This is a genomic window from Streptomyces sp. NPDC020490 (assembly GCF_044335305.1).
Lineage (GTDB): Bacteria > Actinomycetota > Actinomycetes > Streptomycetales > Streptomycetaceae > Streptomyces.
In genome coordinates this window covers 129,493-146,224 of record NZ_JBIRUY010000005.1, presented here as the reverse complement: position 1 = coordinate 146,224, position 16,732 = coordinate 129,493, and the positions used below count along the sequence as shown (strand labels likewise).

At 73.3% G+C, this 16,732-nt stretch carries 14 protein-coding genes; 8 read left to right on the top strand and 6 right to left on the bottom strand.

Features of this window, described 5'->3' with window-relative positions:
• From ACH4ZX_RS08390 to ACH4ZX_RS08380, 3 genes are read right to left on the bottom strand one after another with little or no spacing between them, the layout of a single operon-like run.
• Complete coding sequence (locus ACH4ZX_RS08390) at positions 1-954, bottom strand: hydroxymethylglutaryl-CoA lyase (protein ID WP_398269453.1); 954 nt, start codon at positions 952-954, stop codon at positions 1-3.
• The gene (locus ACH4ZX_RS08385; RefSeq protein WP_398269450.1) at positions 951-2,975 is read right to left on the bottom strand and encodes an acetyl-CoA carboxylase biotin carboxylase subunit; all 2,025 of its coding nucleotides are present in this window, start codon (positions 2,973-2,975) and stop codon (positions 951-953) included. Before ACH4ZX_RS08385 ends, ACH4ZX_RS08390 begins: the two co-directional genes overlap by 4 nt.
• Positions 2,976-2,992: 17 nt before the next feature.
• Complete coding sequence (locus ACH4ZX_RS08380; RefSeq protein ID WP_398269447.1) at positions 2,993-4,609, bottom strand: carboxyl transferase domain-containing protein; 1,617 nt, start codon at positions 4,607-4,609, stop codon at positions 2,993-2,995.
• Between the two features lie 97 nt (positions 4,610-4,706).
• On the opposite strand from ACH4ZX_RS08380, the gene ACH4ZX_RS08375 reads away from it, so the two are divergent.
• The 4 genes from ACH4ZX_RS08375 to ACH4ZX_RS08360 all read left to right on the top strand — a co-directional run bounded on the left by ACH4ZX_RS08375 (position 4,707) and on the right by ACH4ZX_RS08360 (position 8,585).
• A complete protein-coding gene (locus ACH4ZX_RS08375; RefSeq protein ID WP_398269444.1) occupies positions 4,707-5,315 on the top strand; it encodes a TetR/AcrR family transcriptional regulator in 609 nt (202 codons plus the stop codon).
• A 392-nt stretch (positions 5,316-5,707) separates the two neighbouring features.
• The gene (locus ACH4ZX_RS08370; RefSeq protein WP_398269441.1) at positions 5,708-6,865 is read left to right on the top strand and encodes an acyl-CoA dehydrogenase family protein; all 1,158 of its coding nucleotides are present in this window, start codon (positions 5,708-5,710) and stop codon (positions 6,863-6,865) included.
• Between the two features lie 35 nt (positions 6,866-6,900).
• Complete coding sequence (locus tag ACH4ZX_RS08365; protein ID WP_398269438.1) at positions 6,901-7,776, top strand: acyl-CoA thioesterase; 876 nt, start codon at positions 6,901-6,903, stop codon at positions 7,774-7,776.
• Positions 7,777-7,916: 140 nt separating this feature from the next.
• Positions 7,917-8,585, top strand: a complete 669-nt coding sequence (locus ACH4ZX_RS08360) for a maleylpyruvate isomerase N-terminal domain-containing protein (protein WP_398269436.1) — start codon at positions 7,917-7,919, stop codon at positions 8,583-8,585.
• Between the two features lie 24 nt (positions 8,586-8,609).
• On the opposite strand, the gene ACH4ZX_RS08355 is transcribed toward ACH4ZX_RS08360, so the two are convergent.
• Both ACH4ZX_RS08355 and ACH4ZX_RS08350 read right to left on the bottom strand, forming a co-directional pair.
• Positions 8,610-9,398 carry a phosphatase gene (locus ACH4ZX_RS08355; protein ID WP_360756782.1) on the bottom strand — a complete coding sequence of 263 codons (789 nt, stop codon included), beginning with the start codon at positions 9,396-9,398 and terminating at the stop codon, positions 8,610-8,612.
• Between the two features lie 510 nt (positions 9,399-9,908).
• Positions 9,909-11,426, bottom strand: a complete 1,518-nt coding sequence (locus ACH4ZX_RS08350; protein ID WP_398269433.1) for a helix-turn-helix domain-containing protein — start codon at positions 11,424-11,426, stop codon at positions 9,909-9,911.
• Positions 11,427-11,539: 113 nt separating this feature from the next.
• Between ACH4ZX_RS08350 and speB the strand changes: the two genes are divergently transcribed.
• Positions 11,540-12,520 (top strand): agmatinase, encoded by a 981-nt coding sequence (gene speB / locus ACH4ZX_RS08345; RefSeq protein WP_398269430.1) that lies wholly within the window; start codon positions 11,540-11,542, stop codon positions 12,518-12,520.
• A gap of 69 nt (positions 12,521-12,589) precedes the next feature.
• Here the strand turns inward: speB and ACH4ZX_RS08340 are convergent, their stop codons facing one another.
• Positions 12,590-13,393 carry an endonuclease I family protein gene (locus tag ACH4ZX_RS08340; protein ID WP_398269427.1) on the bottom strand — a complete coding sequence of 268 codons (804 nt, stop codon included), beginning with the start codon at positions 13,391-13,393 and terminating at the stop codon, positions 12,590-12,592.
• A 350-nt stretch (positions 13,394-13,743) separates the two neighbouring features.
• Here ACH4ZX_RS08340 and ACH4ZX_RS08335 point away from each other — a divergent pair, with 350 nt between their 5' ends.
• The 3 genes from ACH4ZX_RS08335 (at position 13,744) to ACH4ZX_RS08325 (ending at position 16,729) form a co-directional block, all read left to right on the top strand.
• Complete coding sequence (locus ACH4ZX_RS08335) at positions 13,744-14,472, top strand: alpha/beta hydrolase (protein WP_398269424.1); 729 nt, start codon at positions 13,744-13,746, stop codon at positions 14,470-14,472.
• Between the two features lie 313 nt (positions 14,473-14,785).
• Entirely contained in the window at positions 14,786-15,640 is an 855-nt protein-coding gene (locus ACH4ZX_RS08330) for a serine hydrolase (RefSeq protein WP_398269421.1), read from the top strand.
• A gap of 48 nt (positions 15,641-15,688) precedes the next feature.
• Positions 15,689-16,729: an esterase-like activity of phytase family protein gene (locus ACH4ZX_RS08325; RefSeq protein WP_398269418.1), complete on the top strand. Its 1,041-nt coding sequence runs from the start codon at positions 15,689-15,691 to the stop codon at positions 16,727-16,729.
• Positions 16,730-16,732: the final 3 nt, after the last annotated feature.

Genomic DNA, 16,732 nt, shown 5'->3' with positions numbered 1-16,732 from the left:
TCACTGGTCCTTGTGGGAGAGGGCACGGACGGTGCGGGACGGGCTGGGTCGGCCCAACTGCTCGGCCATCCACACGCTGGTGGCGACGAGGCGGCCGAGGTCGACTCCGGTGTCGATGCCGAGGCCGCGCAGCATCCACACGAGGTCCTCGGTGGCGAGGTTGCCGGTGGCGGACTTGGCGTAGGGGCAGCCGCCCAGACCGCCGGCGGAGGCGTCGACCGTGGTGACGCCGTGCTGGAGGGCGGCCAGGGTGTTGGCGAGGGCCTGGCCGTAGGTGTCGTGGAAGTGCACGCCGAGCACGGGCACCGCAACGCCCGCCTCGCCCAGCGCGGTCAGCAGCGCGCGCACATGGCCCGGCGTCGCCACGCCGATGGTGTCGCCGAGACTCAGCTCGTCGCAACCCATGTCGAGCAGCGCCCGGCACACGCCCACGACCTGCCGCACCGCGACGGCGCCTTCCCACGGGTCGCCGAAGCACATCGACAGATAGCCGCGCACGTGCACGCCCTCGGCCTTGGCCCGGGCCACCACCGGCTCGAACATGGCCAGCGCCTCGGCCACCGTGCGGTTGAGGTTGGCCTTGGCGAAGGACTCGGTGGCGCTCGCGAAGACGGCGACGCGCCGGGCGCCGAGAGCCAGCGCGCGGTCCAGCCCGCGTTCGTTCGGCACCAGCACCGGCAGGTCGGCCGGTACGCCGGCGACCAGCGGGAACAGCGCCTCCGCGTCGGCGAGCTGGGGCACCCACTTCGGGTGCACGAAGCTCGTCGCCTCGATCGTGGTCAGACCCGCGCCGGCCAGCCGCCGCACGAACTCCGCCTTGACCTCGGTCGGTACGGTCGCCCGCTCGTTCTGCAGACCGTCCCGCGCGCCGACCTCGTGGATCCGCACCCGCGCGGGCAGGCCCTCGGCCGGTACGACCATGGGGAGACCTTCCGGGAGCCCTTCCACCGTCATGACGCCACCTCCTCGTGGGGCGTGATCACCGCGAGCACCTGGTCCATGGCGACCGTGGTGCCCGGGGAGACGTCCAGTTCGGCGACCGTGCCGGCGTGCGGGGCGGAGATGACGTGCTCCATCTTCATCGCCTCGACGACCAGCAGGCTCTGACCGGCGCTCACCTCGTCGCCGACGGCGACCTTCACGACGGTGACCGTGCCGGGCATGGGCGCGGTCAGCGAGTCGGCGCCCGCGTGCGCCGCGCGGGTGAGCGACGCGGCGACCGGGTCGTGGTCGCGCACCTGCCAGGCGTCGCCGTCGCGGCCCAGCCAGGTGCCGTCCGGCAGGGCGGCGAAGGTGTGGACCAGGCCGTCGAGCCGGAAGCTGAAGACGCCCTCGGCCCCGGGCCGCGGGAGCACGCCCCCGGAGCCGCGCACGGGCCGGTCCGCGCCGGGCAGCAGGACCTCGGTCCCCCCGTCCGGCGTGCGGCGCACCCGCACGCTGACCGGGTCGTGGCCCGGCACCCGCAGGTGGTGCGCCGTCCAGGCCCGCTCCCCGCCCAGGCGCCAGCCGTCCGCGGCCGCGAACGGGTCGGCCCAGCCGGTGCTTTCACCGCCACCGGGGGCGAGCGCCGCCTGGCGCAGCAGCGCCGCCGCCGCGTAGACCTCCGCCGGGACCTCGTCCGTGACCAGCCCGGCCGCCTCCCGCTCCACCAGCCCGGTGTCCAGCTCGCCCGCGACCACCGCCGGGTGGGCCAGCAGCCGGCGCAGGAACCCGGCGTTGGTCTGCACGCCCAGCACGACCGTCCCCGCCAGGGCCGCCCGCAGCTTCCTGAGCGCGCTCGCCCGGTCGGGGCCGTAGGCGATGACCTTGGACAGCATCGGGTCGTACAGGCTGCCGACCTCGGTGCCCTCGCTGAGCCCGGAGTCGGTGCGCACGCCGTCGCCCTGCGGTTCGCGCAGGGCGAGCACGGTGCCGCCGGACGGCAGGAACCCGCGCGCCGGGTCCTCCGCGCACACGCGGGCCTCGACCGCGTGCCCGGTCAGCGTGAGGTCGCCCTGCTCGAACGGCAGCGGCTCCCCGGCGGCGACCCGCAGCTGCCACTCCACCAGGTCGAGCCCGGTGATCAGCTCGGTGACCGGGTGCTCCACCTGAAGACGGGTGTTCATCTCCATGAACCAGTACGACGACGGGTCGTCGCCCGGGACGATGAACTCCACCGTGCCCGCGCCCCGGTAGCCGCAGGAGCGGGCGGCCTGCGCCGCCGCCTCGCCCATGGCCGCGCGGGTCTTCTCGTCCAGCAGGACCGACGGCGCCTCCTCGATGATCTTCTGGTGGCGGCGCTGCAGGGAGCACTCGCGCTCGCCCAGATGGACCACGTTGCCGTGGCCGTCGGCCAGGACCTGGATCTCGATGTGCCGGGGGCGGTCGATCCACCGCTCGACCAGCAGGGTGTCGTCGCCGAAGGAGGCGCGGGCCTCGCGGCGGGCCGCGGCGATCTCGTCGGCGAGATCGGCGGCGTCCCGCACCCGCCGCATGCCCTTGCCGCCGCCGCCCGCCGACGGCTTCAGCAGCACCGGCATGCCGATCTCCCGTGCCGCGTCGGCCAGTTCGGCGTCGGTGAGGCCGCTGCCGCTGGAGCCGGGCACGACCGGGACACCGGCCGCCTTCACCGTCTCCTTGGCGCGGATCTTGTCGCCCATGAGGGCGATCGCGTCCGCGGGCGGCCCGACGAAGACCAGCCCGGCGTCGGCGCAGGCGCGCGCGAAGGCCGCGTTCTCCGCGAGGAAGCCGTAGCCGGGATGGACGGCCTGGGCGCCGGTACGGGCCGCCGCGTCGAGCAGCCGCTCCACCGACAGATAGCTCTCCGCCGCCGGCGCCGGACCGATCCGTACCGCCGTGTCGGCCTCCCGGACGTGCCGGGCGTCGGCGTCCGCGTCGGAGAAGACGGCCACCGAGCGCACGCCCAGCGACCGCAGCGTGCGGATGACACGCACGGCGATCTCGCCCCGGTTGGCCACGAGCACTGTGTCGAACATGGTCGGGTAACCCCCCTCTACATCCGGAAGACGCCGAACTGGGGCTCACCCAGGGGCGCGTTGGCACAGGCGGTCAGGGCCAGGCCCAGCACCTGACGGGTCTCCAGCGGGTCGATGACCCCGTCGTCCCAGAGCCGGGCGGTGGCGTAGTAGGCGTTGCCCTGGCGCTCGTACTGGGCGCGGACGGGGGCCTTGAAGGCCTCCTCGTCCTCCACGGACCACTCCTCCCCGCGGGACTGGAGCTGGTCCCGCTTGACGGTGGCGAGGACCGAGGCGGCCTGCTCGCCGCCCATCACCGAGATCTTGGCGCCCGGCCACATCCACAGGAAGCGGGGCGAGTACGCCCGCCCGCACATCGAGTAGTTGCCCGCGCCGTACGACCCGCCGACCACCACGGTCAGCTTCGGCACGCGCGTGCAGGCGACCGCCGTGACCATCTTGGCGCCGTGCTTGGCGATGCCGCCGGCCTCGTAGTCCCGGCCGACCATGAAGCCGGAGATGTTCTGCAGGAACACCAGCGGGATGCCGCGCTGGTCGCACAGCTCGATGAAGTGCGCGCCCTTCTGGGCGGACTCGGAGAACAGGATGCCGTTGTTGGCGACGATGCCGACCGGGTGGCCGTGGATCCGGGCGAAGCCGGTGACCAGGGTCTGCCCGAACTCGGCCTTGAACTCCGCGAACCGCGAGCCGTCGACCACGCGCGCGATGATCTCGCGCACGTCGTAGGGGGTGCGGGGGTCGACCGGGACGGCGCCGTAGAGGCCGTAGGGGTCCACCTTCGGCTCGACGACCGGGGCGGCCTGCCAGGGCAGCGGGCCGCGCGCGGGCAGCGTGGCGACGATGTCCCGCACGATCCGCAGCGCGTGCGCGTCGTCCTCGGCGAGGTGGTCGGTGACGCCCGACACGCGCGCGTGGACGTCGCCGCCGCCGAGCTCCTCGGCGGTCACGACCTCGCCGGTGGCCGCCTTCACCAGCGGCGGCCCGCCCAGGAAGATGGTGCCCTGGTTGCGGACGATGACCGCCTCGTCGCTCATCGCCGGGACGTACGCCCCGCCGGCCGTGCAGGAGCCGAGCACGGCCGCGATCTGCGGAATGCCGGCGCCGGACATCCGGGCCTGGTTGTAGAAGATCCGCCCGAAGTGGTCGCGGTCGGGGAAGACCTCGTCCTGCATCGGCAGGAAGGCGCCCCCGGAGTCCACCAGGTACACGCACGGCAGGCGGTTGTCGAGGGCGACCTCCTGGGCGCGCAGGTGCTTCTTCACCGTCATCGGGTAGTACGTCCCGCCCTTGACGGTGGCGTCGTTGGCGACGACCACGCACTCGCGCCCGGCGACCCGCCCGATCCCGGCGATCACCCCGGCGGCCGGGGCCTGCCCGTCGTACATCCCGTCGGCGGCCAGCGGGGCCAGCTCCAGGAACGGCGAGCCGGGGTCGAGGAGGGTGTCCACGCGGTCCCTGGGCAGCAGCTTCCCGCGTGCGGTGTGCCGCGCCCGCGCCTTCTCGCCGCCGCCGAGCCGGGTCGCCGCCAGCTTCTCGTGCAACTCCTCCACGAGCGCGCGGTGCGCCGCCTCGTTGGCCCGCCAGGCCTCCGACGCGGGGTCTGCCGCGCTCGTCAGCTCCGGTGCCTGATCCATTCCTGCGGTCCCCTCACCCAGTGGTCCGGCTGTTAATGAGCGTTAACCATTTCCTTCAGGTTAACGACCGCTAACCTCCCTGTCTAGAATTGCCTCCATGGCCACCAGAACCGACGCCCCCACCCGCCGTGACCAGATCCTCAAGGAGGCCGCGCGGCTGTTCGCCGAGCGCGGGTTCCACGGCGTCGGGGTCGACGAGATAGGCGCCGCGGTCGGCATCAGCGGGCCCGGTCTCTACCGCCACTTCCCGGGCAAGGACGCGATGCTCGCCGAGCTGCTGGTGGGCATCAGCGGCCAGCTGCTGACCGGCGCGAATCGGCGCCTGAAGGAGGCCGACGGGTCGGCCGGTGCCGAGGCGGTCCTCGACTCGCTGATCGAGGGGCACATCGACTTCGCGCTCGACGACCGCCCGCTCATCACCCTGCACGACCGTGAGCTGGACCGCTTGCGGGACAGCGACCGCAAGCTGGTCCGTCAGCTCCAGCGGCAGTACGTGGAGCTGTGGGTGGAGGTGGTCCGCGAGGTCTACCCGGGCCTGGCCGAGCCGGTGGCCCGCTCGGCGGTGCACTCGGTCTTCGGCCTGCTCAACTCCACCCCGCACCTGGGCCGTCCGGGCTCCCTGCCCGGCCGGGGAGCCACGGCGACCCTGCTGCACCGGATGGCGAGGGGTGCCTTCGCGGCGGCGGCAGCGGACGGCGAGGGCTGACGCGCGCCCCGCCAGGACTGAAGCGCGCCCCGGCCCCGCGCGCCGGTCGTGCGGGTGACCCCCTCGGGCGACGCCGGTCATGCGGGTGACCTCCTCGGGTGCCGGAAGCCGGAAGCCGGAAGCCGGAAGCGGCCGCCGGAGGCCGGCCGCCGGACGTCGGCCGCGCCCTGACATTCGATGCGGTGTCCGCGAAGCGGGCTGTTCGCAGCGTGCGCGGACGGCGGCCGCCGCGCCCGGTGGATGAGCCGTACGGGTGTACGCGCCGCCGAACGGGTGAGAGGGTGACGAGCGTTACGCGGACCCCTCTGGACGCCCTCGCCTACTCGCCGGTACGTTGGCGTGAGCAAGCGCTTAGACATGCTCAGTCATGCCGAGTACGTGGAGGTGGCGGCGTGCGCCGTACGGTGTTCAACGAGGACCACGAGGCGTTCCGGGAGACCCTCCGGGCCTTCATCGAGGCCGAGGTCGTCCCCGTCTACGACGAGTGGTTCGCGGCCGGCCAGGCGCCGCGCGACTTCTACTACAAGCTCGCCGAGCTCGGCGTCTTCGGCATCAACGTGCCCGAGGAGTACGGCGGCGCCGGCATCGACTCGTACAAGTTCGAGGCCGTGATGTACGAGGAGACCGCGCGCGCGGGCGTCCAGTTCGGCGGCTCCGGCGTGCACGTGCTGCTGGGCCTGCCGTACATCAAGATGCTCGCCACCGAGGAGCAGAAGAAGCGCTTCCTGCCGAAGTTCGTCTCCGGCGAGGAGATGTGGGCGCTGGCGATGACCGAGCCGGGCACCGGCTCCGACCTCGCGGGCATGAAGACCACCGCGAAGCTCTCCGAGGACGGCACGCACTACGTCCTCAACGGCGCCAAGACCTTCATCACCGGCGGCGTGCACGCCGACCGCGTGATCGTGTGCGCCCGCACCTCCGCGCCGACCGCCGAGGACCGCCGCCACGGCATCTCGCTGTTCGCCGTGGACACCAAGTCCGAGGGCTACTCCATCGGCCGCAAGCTGGACAAGCTGGGCCTGCGCACCTCCGACACCGCCGAGCTGGCGTTCGTCGACGTGAAGGTGCCGGTCGAGGACCTGCTCGGCGAGGAGAACAAGGGCTTCTCCTACCTCGGCCACAACCTGGCCTCCGAGCGCTGGGGCATCGCCTTCGGCGCCTACGCGCAGGCCAAGGCGGCCGTCCGGTTCGCCAAGCAGTACGTCCAGGAGCGCACCGTCTTCGGCAAGCCGGTCGCCAGCTTCCAGAACACCAAGTTCGAGCTGGCCGCCTGCCAGGCCGAGGTGGACGCCGCCGAGGCCGTCGCCGACCGCGCCCTGGAGGCCCTGGACGCCGGCGAGCTCACCCCCGCCGAGGCCGCGTCCGCGAAGCTGTTCTGCACCGAGGTCGCCCACCGCGTGATCGACCGCTGCCTGCAGCTGCACGGCGGCTACGGCTTCATGAACGAGTACCCGATAGCCCGCCTGTACGCGGACAACCGCGTCAACCGCATCTACGGCGGCACCAGCGAGATCATGAAGACGATCATCGCCAAGGACATGGGCCTGTAAGGTCCGGGCAATCGCTGGCCGGTACAACTAACTCCATGAGTCAGGCACTACAGGATCTCCTCGATCTGCTCGACCTCGAGCAGATCGAGGAGAACATCTTCCGCGGCAGCTCCCGGCCCTCCCTCGTCCCGCGCGTCTTCGGCGGGCAGGTCGCGGCCCAGGCGCTGGTCGCCGCCGGGCGGACGGTCCCCGCGGACCGGCCCGCCCACTCCCTGCACGCGTACTTCCTGCGCCCCGGCGACCCGGGCGCGCCGATCGTCTACAGCGTCGACCGCATCCGGGACGGCCGCTCCTTCACCACCCGCCGGGTGGTCGCCGTCCAGCACGGCAAGCCGATCTTCCACCTGTCGGCGTCCTTCCAGACGCACGAGGAGGGCCTGGACCACCAGACCCCGATGCCGCCCGCGCCGGACCCGGTGACGCTGCCGACCTCCGCCGAGCGGCTGCGCGCCTACGACCACCTCGACACGGCCGTGGTCGAGCGGTTCATCGCGGCCCGGGAGGCCGTCGACCTGCGGTACGTCGACGAGCCGCCGTTCGGCAGGTTCGGCGAGCCGCGGGAGCCGCACTCCCAGGTGTGGTTCCGGGCCAACGGCAAGCTCGCCGGCGCCGTCGACAAGCCCCTGCTGCACGTCGTCCTCGCCACGTACGTCAGCGACATGACCCTGCTCGACTCGATCCTGCTCGCGCACGGGCGCGGCGGCTGGGCGGTCGGCGACGTCGTCGGCGCCTCGCTGGACCACGCCATGTGGTTCCACCGCCCCTTCCGCGCCGACGAATGGCTCCTGTACGACCAGGAGTCGCCGTCGGCGTCCGGCGGGCGCGGCCTCGGGCAGGCCCGCATCTACACCCAGGACGGCCGGCTGGCCATCACGGTCATCCAGGAGGGCGTGGTCCGCGTCCCGCGGTGACCGCGGCCGCCGTGTGACCGCGGCCGCCGTATGACCGGGCTGCCGTGTGACCGGGCCGCCGTGTCAATGGTCGCGCCGGACAACCGGGTTGCCGTGTGACCCGGTTGCCGAGCGGCGGCGCCCGCGCTGGGATGGGCGCCATGACGGAATCGTGGAACTGGCGGGGCGGGCGGATCCGGGAGGCCTACCTCCTGGCGGCGGACACGGTCGCCGGACTGCTCGCCGACCCCGCCGTGGCAGCCGTATGGGACCGGCCGAGCGTGCTGAAGGACTTCGGCGTGCGCGGGCTCGCGGGGCACCTGTTCGGGCAGGACCTCGACCTGCCGGGCCTGCTCGCCGCGCCCGTGCCGTCCGAGCCCGTCGTCTCCCTGCGCACGTACTACCTGGAGCGCGTGATCTGGCTGGACGCCGGGGCCGACGCTCCGGTCAGCGCGCGCATCCGCGCCGGCGGCGAGGCCAGGGCGGCCGACGGGCACGCGGCCCTGAACGCGCGCGTGCGCGAGGCGCTGGACGCGCTGCGCACGGAGGTGCCCCGGGCGCCCGCCGCGCGGCCCGTGCACGTGGCCACCTGGGGCGGGTGGTCCCTCGAACTCGACGACTTCCTGCTCACCCGCCTGACGGAACACGTCGTCCACGCCGACGACCTGGCGTGCAGCGCGGGTCTGCCGACGCCGGAGTTCCCCGAGAGCGTCACCGCGCCGGTCGTCGAACTGCTCGCCCGGCTCGCGGTCCGGCGGCACGGCACGGTGGACGTGATCCGGGGGCTCGCCCGCGCCGAGCGCGCCCCCGCCTCCATCGCCGGCCTCTGACCGGTCACCGGAAGGGCATCGGCGTCAGGAGAGCCCCGCCTCCGCCAGCAGGTACGCCGTCAGCGGGTCGTAGTAGCGCGGGCTGAGCACGTGGTCGTCGAGCGGGACCGTCACCTGTACGGTGCCCTCGGCCTCGGCGAGGAACAGCGCCGGGTCGTTGCAGTCGGCGTAGCCGACGGAGTCCACGCCGTGCTGGCCCGCGTACCCGGCCCAGCCGTGGTCGGCGACGACCAGGTCGGGCAGCGGGCGGCCCTCACGCTCCAGCGCCGTCAGGATGGCCTTCATCGGCTCGCCCGAGTGCGTGTGCCACAGCGTGGCGCCGTGCTCCAGCACCGCCACGTCCGCGAACTGCATCACGTACCCCTCGTCCGTCTGCAGCCCGTCCGGGATGACGACGATCTCGCACCCGGCGGCGCGCAGCGCGGCGGCCGTGGCGCGGTGCACGTCGAGCAGGCCGCCGGGGTGGCCGGTCGCGAACAGCACCCGCTGCCGTCCGTCGGCCGCCTTGCGCAGCCGGGCCGCCATCCGGTCGAGGGCGTCGACGGTCAGCTCGGGGTCGATGGTGTCCTGGCCGTACCGGTGCTCCGGGTCGTCGTTCACGCCCACCCGCTCCGCCATCACGGCGAGCACATCCTGCTCGTCCCGCCAGCGGTCGCCGAGTTCCAGGCCGAGCCAGAAGTTGCGGACGCCGTTGGCGAGCTGGCGGTAGTGGGAGAGGTTGTTCTCGCGCGGGGTGGCCACGTCGCCCGCGATACGGGTCTTGACGAGGTGGTCGACGAGCTCGGCGCGGCTGGGTGTCCCGGGTATCGGCATGGCTCCCATTGTGAGGCAGGCGCCTGTGCCCGTCCCCGGCGTTTCCGCACGCTGGGACGCGGGTCACGTGCGCGCCGGGGTACGGACCGGGACCGCGCCGGCGGGCGGGCGCGGCGCGCGCCGTCGGCGTGCCGCACGCCCTTGCGCCGGGCCGGGCCCGCGCACCGGGCGCAGGCCGACCTGCGGACGGTGCGGTGACCCGGCGGGGGCCGGGGACCGGCGGTACGGGACCATCCGGCCCGCGTGGCCGTGCGGGCGGGCCGGGCGCGGACGCCTGTGCCCGGCCCCGGCGCTTCCGTCCGCCGGGACGCCGTTCACGTGCGTGCGGTGGGCGCACTGTCCGCTCCGTGCCGGGCGTGGGCCGGCTTCCGGCGGTGCGACGACCGGGGAGCCGGGAGCGGGACCGGGGGCCCGGGGTCCTCCCGCCGACAGGGCACCTGCGGGCGTGCCGCGCGCGGCACGGCGGACGCACGCCGCTCGCGGGCCGCTCCCTCCCCCGCGCCTACCGCGCTACCGCATCTGCCGCAGGGCGAACCACAGTTCCATGCGGACGTCGGGGTCGTCCAGGTCGGCGTCGAGCAGGGTCGCGCAGCGGGCGATGCGCTGGCGGACGGTGTTGCGGTGCACCGACAGGGCCACCGCCGTGCGGTCCCAACTCCCGTGCAGGGAAAGCCAGGCGCGCAGCGTCTCGGTGAGGGCCGGGGTGGCGGCGATCGGGTCGAGCAGCGCACGCGCGTGTGCCTGCGCCTCGGCCGGGCCGACCAGTTCGGCGAGGGCGGGGCGGGCGCCGTGCCGGACGAGCGGGACGCGGGTGGCGCGGGCGCGGGCCAGGGCGCGGGCCGCCTGCGCGTCGGCGGCCGGCCACTCGCCGGGACCGGCGGCCGCGCTCACGCCGAGCGTCCAGCCGGGACACGGCGTCGGCTCCCGGTCGGCGGGCACCAGCACCCGTACGACTCCGTCCCCGAGGTCGACCAGCGGCGAGCCGAGCGCGGCGCCCAGCGCGGAGGCGGCCACGGTGCCGGGCGGCCGTTCGTCGGGCCGGCCGTGCACGACGATCCACCGCTCGGCGCCCAGCAGCGCGGCGGCCTCGTCGGGCGGGGCGCCCAGCAGCAGCCGTACCAGCGCCGCGGAGCGGGCCGCCTCGGTGCCGCCGCGGTGGGCGCCGGTGAGCAGCGACAGCAGCACGGCGGCGACGGAGGCGACGGTGTGGTCGCCGGGGTCCCGCCGGGCGGCGGCCACCCCGAGGACGAAGCCCTGGCCGACGCCGAGGCCGTAGGCGGCGAGGTGGGCGCCGGCGACGGTGTCGGTGGCGGAGGCGGGAGCGGGTCCGGCGAGGCGAGCGGGGCCGTCCGCCCACCGGTTCGCGCCCGGCCGTACGACGTCCGCGAGCCGGGCCAGCGCCTGTCGCGCTTCCGCCGGCGCCGGCCGCCCCGCCGACGCGATCTCCGCACCGTCCGGCCCGTACAGCACCGCCCACCCGTTCACCTGCCGGGCCAGCCTCCGCAGCACCGACGGCACCGGGTCCGGGCGGGCGGCCGCGGCGGCCAGGCCCTGCTGCGCCTCCGCGACCCGGCGCAGCTCCGCCAGGCGGACCTCGGCCATCAGTTGCCACACCGCGCGGGCCACGCCCGAGAACGTCGTCCGCGGCGGGACCTCGACGAGCGGGAGCCCGTGCGTGTCGCAGGCGGCGACCAGGGCGGGCGGCACCGTGTCGTGCACCGGCGCCAGCCCGAAGCCGAGGGCCGCGCCGCCCGCCGCGACGATCCGCGCCACGTAGTCGTCGAAACCGGCGCCGGAACCCGCCGCCGCCTCCGGGATGTGCACGCCCGCCGTCAGCAGCAGCTCGCCGCCCAGCAGGTACGGGGAGGGGTCGGCCAGTTCCGAGGCGTGCGCCGCGTGGACGACGACGCCGGGGCCGGACGGCCCGGCGATCTGCCGCAGGGCGAGGTCCTCGCGGGCCAGCAGGGACGCCAGCGGCACCGGGGGAGTGAGGGGAGACACGGGGTCCGGCGCGGAGGACGAAGGCATGTGGACGTTTCCTCCGTCATCAGCGGTCTGAATGGAGGAAACGTACACTTCGCAGCCGTGCTCCGGCCACCTAGTGTCGGTGGCAGGCAGCGCGCAGAAGGAAGGCATGACCCATGAGCAGCAACGAGACGCCCCGCGGCCCCGTCGACTCCTCCCGCGTCCCCCGGTACGCCGGACCCGCGACCTTCGCCCGGCTGCCCCGCCTCGACGAGGTCGGCCGCGCCGACGTCGCCGTGGTGGGCGTGCCGTTCGACTCGGGCGTCTCCTACCGGCCGGGCGCCCGCTTCGGCGGCAACGCGATCCGCGAGGCGTCCCGGCTGCTGCGCCCCTACAACCCGGCGCAGGACGCGTCCCCCTTCGCGCTGGCGCAGGTCGCCGACGGCGGCGACATCGCGGTGAACCCCTTCGACATCCACGAGGCGGTGGAGACGGTCGAGGCGGCGGCCGACGACCTGCTCTCCACCGGCGCCCGCCTGATGACGCTGGGCGGCGACCACACCATCGCCCTGCCGCTGCTGCGCGCGGTGGCCAGGAAGCACGGCCCGGTCGCCCTGCTCCACTTCGACGCCCACCTCGACACCTGGGACACCTACTTCGGCGCCGAGTACACGCACGGCACCCCGTTCCGCCGCGCGGTGGAGGAGGGCATCCTCGACACCTCCGCGCTGTCCCACGTCGGCACCCGCGGCCCGCTGTACGGCAAGCAGGACCTCACCGACGACGAGAAGATGGGCTTCGGCATCGTCACCTCCGCCGACGTCTACCGGCGTGGCGCCGACGAGGTCGCCGACCAGCTGCGGCAGCGCATCGGCGACCGGCCCCTCTACATCTCCATCGACATCGACTGCCTCGACCCGGCGCACGCGCCCGGCACCGGCACGCCCGAGGCCGGTGGCATGACCTCCCGCGAGCTGCTGGAGATCCTGCGCGGCCTGGCCTCCTGCAACCTGGTCTCGGCGGACGTCGTCGAGGTGGCCCCGGCCTACGACCACGCCGAGATCACCTCGGTGGCCGCCTCCCACACTGCCTACGAACTGACGACGATCATGAGCCGCCGGATCGCGGCGGAGCGCACCGAGCACGCGGCTGGGTGACCCCGCCCCGGTCGTCTTGTCCGGGTGCCGGGGACGCGCACGACCCCGGCACCCCGGGCGGCCGGCCGTCTACCAGATCGCGTCGACCCACTCCGGGTGGTCGATGAACGGGTTGCGGTTGTGCTGGTAGGTGTCGTAGATGACCTGGTTGCGGCGCTCCTCGAAGGCGTCCGGCGGGTCCTCGTCGTTCCAGGTCTTCAGCACCGAGAGCTTGCCGATGTACGGGGTGGAGCCGTTGCCGACCTTGTCGTCGGGCTCCAGGTCGGCGAAGCCGTCGTCGCCCTCGTAGCGGACCGCCATGTAGAGGATCATGCGGGCCACGTCGCCCTTGACCGCGTCACGCGGCTCGAAGGAGTCCGAGTCGACCTTGCTGCCGCCGGAGTTGGTGAAGGTGCTGCCGCCCTCGTCGAAGTCCAGGTTGCCGCGCTTGGAGTTGACGGCCACGTCCTCGGGGCGGATGTGGTGCAGGTCGGTGCCCGGGCCGGTGGAGGTGGTCAGGTTGCCGTGCGAGATCGCCCACACGTGCTCGCGGTTCCAGTCGCCGGTGTTCCCGCCGTTGAGGGACTTGCTGCGGGAGATCCCCGAGTACAGCAGGATCACGTTGCTGCTGTTGTTCGGGTCCTGGTCGGTGTTCTTCAGGGCCTCCCAGAGCGCCGAGTACGACAGCTTGGTCTGGCTGCTGATGATGGTGTGCAGCGCGGACTTCAGGCTCGTGCCCGACTTGCCGACCGCGTTCTTGTAGTACGTCGAGTCGTACGCGGTGGTCGTGGCGGCGGCCGGGGTGGCCGTCAGGGCCGGGGCGCTGAGGCCCACCAGGACGGTGGCGGTGGCCAGCGCCACCGACTTCCAGCGGCGTATGCGTGTCGCCGGCATGTGTGGGGTCCCATCTACGCGGGTTGAATGAAGGCGGCAGAGGGAGCGTGACATGGACACGCGGTCGTGTAAATGAATCGAACATGTCAATCACATGACCGGAACCGGCAATCCGGACCGGCCGAGGGCAAACCTGGCCGAGGGAAAACCTGGTCGGGGGAAAACCTGGCCGGGGGAAAACCTGTTGGCGGACCACGGCGACCGTTGCTAGCTTTCCGGAGGCCGTGCGAGAGAACGAGGAGGTGGTACCCGTGAGCGCTGTATCGACATGGGTGCTCCCCTCCGGGGTCACGGTCGGGCGGTAGGCCGTCCGGGAGCGCCGTTCCAGAGCACTCCCGAAAGGCACGACCATGCGATTCACTTCCGAACGGCGCCTCGACGACGGCGTCCTCGAACGCGAATTCACCCTCGGCGAGATCCCCGGCGTCCTGTGGACGCCCGCATCCGCACCGGCGCCGCTGATCCTGCTCGGCCACCCTCCCCTGGGGCTGCGTAAGACGTACCCCCGACTGGTGGCCCGGGCCCGGCACGCTGCGGCGGAGGGCTTCGCCACGGCCACCATCGAGCTCCCCGGAAGCGGCGACCGGCCCCGTTGGCCCGCCGCCGAGCAGGCCCGCGCCGATCTGCGCCGGGCGATGGAGGCCGGCGAGCGGGTCAGCGACGACATCATCGACGCACTCATCCTCCCGCTGGTCGAAAAGGCGGTCCCGGAATGGCAGGCCGCCCTGGACGCCCTCCTTTCGCTGCCCGAGATCGGCGGCCCGGTCGGGTACTCGGGAGGCGTGATCTCCATCGGGATCCGGCTGGCGGTGGTCGAGCCGCGCATTTCGGCCGCCGGTCTGTTCGCCGGGAGTTTCGTGCCTCGCGCCATGTTCGAGGAGGCCCGGCAGGTCACCATTCCGCTGCACGTCCTGCTGCAGTGGGACGACGAAGGGAACGACCGGCAGGCCGCCCTGGACCTGTTCGACGCTTTCGGATCCAAGGAGAAGACCCTGCACGCCAACATGGGCGGGCACACCGGCGTCCCACAGTTCGCGGGGGACGACGCGGCCCGGTTCTTCGCCCGGCACCTGAAGTGAGGCCGGCCCGTCGGGCCGTCAACGCACGGTAGGCGGCGCCGGCCAGGACGCCGCTCGTCGAGGACGGGTCCCGGCCCTCCTCGATGGCGGTGGCCGGCAGACGCACGACTGCCCCGATCGCGATCGGGGCGGTCGGGGACGGGGTCGCGGACGCGGACGGGGACGGGGACTGCCATGGCCTCGGCCCGACTCCGTCACCCACCGGCGGAGTTGCGCGCCGCGCGGACCGGCGTGCCGCGGATCGCCGAGAGCCGGGGCGCTCATCTCCCGATCCGCGCACAACCATTGGCTCCGTCTCGTGAGTCAACTGGGCATGACTCACCTCAACTCAAGACGAGCCGGGGCGCTCACCGCCGCCCTCGGCGCCGCGGTGCTCATACCGGCGACCGTCGCGGCGACCCCCGCCGCCGCTGCCATCACACCCACCGTCAGCTGCACGTCCGCCAAGGCCGGACTCGCCACGAAGCTCCAGAAGGACATCACCGCCGCCCTCGCCAACCGCAAGGGCACCATCGCCGTCGGCCTCTACGACCGCTCCACCAAGACGACCTGCACCCTGCGCTCCACCTACGCCTACGACTCCGCCAGCGTCGTCAAGGTGACCATCCTCGCCACGCTGCTGTGGGACGCGAAGAAGCACAACCGCTACCTGACCGACCGCGAGGCGTCCCTCGCCAAGGCCATGATCACCAAGTCGGACAACACCGCGGCCACCACGCTGTGGAAGCAGCTCGGCCTGACGAAGATCAAGGGCTTCCTCACCGCGGCCGGCATGACCCAGACCAAGCCGGACCCGAACGGCCACTGGGGCCTGACCCAGATCACCGTGACCGACGAGCAGAAGCTGCTCAAGCTCATCACCGCGAAGAACACGGTCCTCAGCGACAACTCCCGCGCCTACATCCTGAAGCTGATGGGCCAGGTCATCTCCTCCCAGCGCTGGGGCACCCCGTACGGCGCCCCGTCCACCGTGTCCGTGCACGTCAAGAACGGCTGGCTGCAGCGCTCCACGCACGGCTGGCGGGTGCACAGCGTCGGCACCTTCAACGGCGGCGGCCACGACTACATGATCACGGTGCTCACGCACGGCAACAGCACCATGAGCTACGGCGTCACCACCATCCAGGGCGTCGCCAAGGTCATCCACAAGGATCTCGCCGCGAGTTGACGCTTCTCCGCCCTCCGCCCGTCACCGACCCGTCCTACGGTGACGTCCATGCGCCTGAAAACCGTACTCGCCACCCTCACCGCGGCCCTGGCGGCGGCCGGCTGCGTGACCGCCGCAGGACCGGCCGCCGCCGGATCCGCCGCCGGACCCGGCGTGCAGAACAACGCCTGCTCCCCCTCCGTCTCCCTCGACCGCTTCTCCGACGCCCTCGACAAGACGACCTACCAGGGCGCCTTCGTCGGCAACTTCTCCGCGCTCGCCGTCGACAAGGACGGCTCCCTCGCCGCGCTCGAGGACCGCTCCTCCCTCTTCGACCTCGACGCGAAGACCCTCCAGCCGAAGGCCGTCGTCCCGCTCGCCGACGAGAGCGGCGCCGCGCTCGACAGCGAGGGCCTCGTCGTCGACCGCGACGGAACCCGGCTCATCACCTCGGAGACCGAGCCGTCCGTCCGCCGCTACTCCCGCGACGGCGAGATCCTCGACCGCCTCCCCGTGCCGGACGCCCTCCGCGTCGCCCCGGCCGGCCGTGCCGTCCGCAACGGCACCTTCGAGGGGCTGACCCTGCTGCCCGGCGGCCGCACGCTGCTGGCGTCCATGGAGTACGCGCTGAGCGGCGACAGCTCCGCCATCGTCCGCTTCCAGACCTGGCGGCGGACCGGGGACGGGCGCTTCGCGCTCGGCGCCCAGTACGCCTACCCCGTCGACGCCGGGCTCGGCGTGCCCGAGGTGCAGGCCGCCCCCGACGGCCGCCTGCTGGTCCTGGAGCGCGGCTTCACCTCCGGCGTCGGCAACACCGTCCGCCTCTACCTGGCCGACCCGCGCCGCGCCACGGACACCAGCGGCGTCGAGAACCTGACCGGGCAGCCCGGCGTCCGGCTGATCAAGAAGACGCTGCTGGCCGACCTCGCGGACTGCCCCTCCCTGGGCGCCACCGCCAAGCAGCCCCAGCCGAACCCGCTGCTGGACAACATCGAGGGCATGACGGTCACCGGTCGCGCGAAGGGACGCCTCAAGGTGCTCCTGGTCAGCGACGACAACCAGAACGCCACGCAGACGACCCGGTTCTACTTCCTGCGCGTCCGTCTCTGACCC

Coding starts and splice junctions, on each gene's coding strand:
- ACH4ZX_RS08325 (WP_398269418.1), top strand. CDS start 15,689: ATGCGCCTGAAAACCGTACTCGCCACCCTCACCGCGGCCCTGGCGGCG.
- ACH4ZX_RS08365 (WP_398269438.1), top strand. CDS start 6,901: ATGAGTCAGGCACTACAGGATCTCCTCGATCTGCTCGACCTCGAGCAG.
- ACH4ZX_RS08355 (WP_360756782.1), bottom strand. CDS start 9,398: ATGCCGATACCCGGGACACCCAGCCGCGCCGAGCTCGTCGACCACCTC.
- speB (WP_398269430.1), top strand. CDS start 11,540: ATGAGCAGCAACGAGACGCCCCGCGGCCCCGTCGACTCCTCCCGCGTC.
- ACH4ZX_RS08330 (WP_398269421.1), top strand. CDS start 14,786: ATGACTCACCTCAACTCAAGACGAGCCGGGGCGCTCACCGCCGCCCTC.
- ACH4ZX_RS08390 (WP_398269453.1), bottom strand. CDS start 954: ATGACGGTGGAAGGGCTCCCGGAAGGTCTCCCCATGGTCGTACCGGCC.
- ACH4ZX_RS08385 (WP_398269450.1), bottom strand. CDS start 2,975: ATGTTCGACACAGTGCTCGTGGCCAACCGGGGCGAGATCGCCGTGCGT.
- ACH4ZX_RS08380 (WP_398269447.1), bottom strand. CDS start 4,609: ATGGATCAGGCACCGGAGCTGACGAGCGCGGCAGACCCCGCGTCGGAG.
- ACH4ZX_RS08340 (WP_398269427.1), bottom strand. CDS start 13,393: ATGCCGGCGACACGCATACGCCGCTGGAAGTCGGTGGCGCTGGCCACC.
- ACH4ZX_RS08335 (WP_398269424.1), top strand. CDS start 13,744: ATGCGATTCACTTCCGAACGGCGCCTCGACGACGGCGTCCTCGAACGC.
- ACH4ZX_RS08360 (WP_398269436.1), top strand. CDS start 7,917: ATGACGGAATCGTGGAACTGGCGGGGCGGGCGGATCCGGGAGGCCTAC.
- ACH4ZX_RS08350 (WP_398269433.1), bottom strand. CDS start 11,426: ATGCCTTCGTCCTCCGCGCCGGACCCCGTGTCTCCCCTCACTCCCCCG.
- ACH4ZX_RS08375 (WP_398269444.1), top strand. CDS start 4,707: ATGGCCACCAGAACCGACGCCCCCACCCGCCGTGACCAGATCCTCAAG.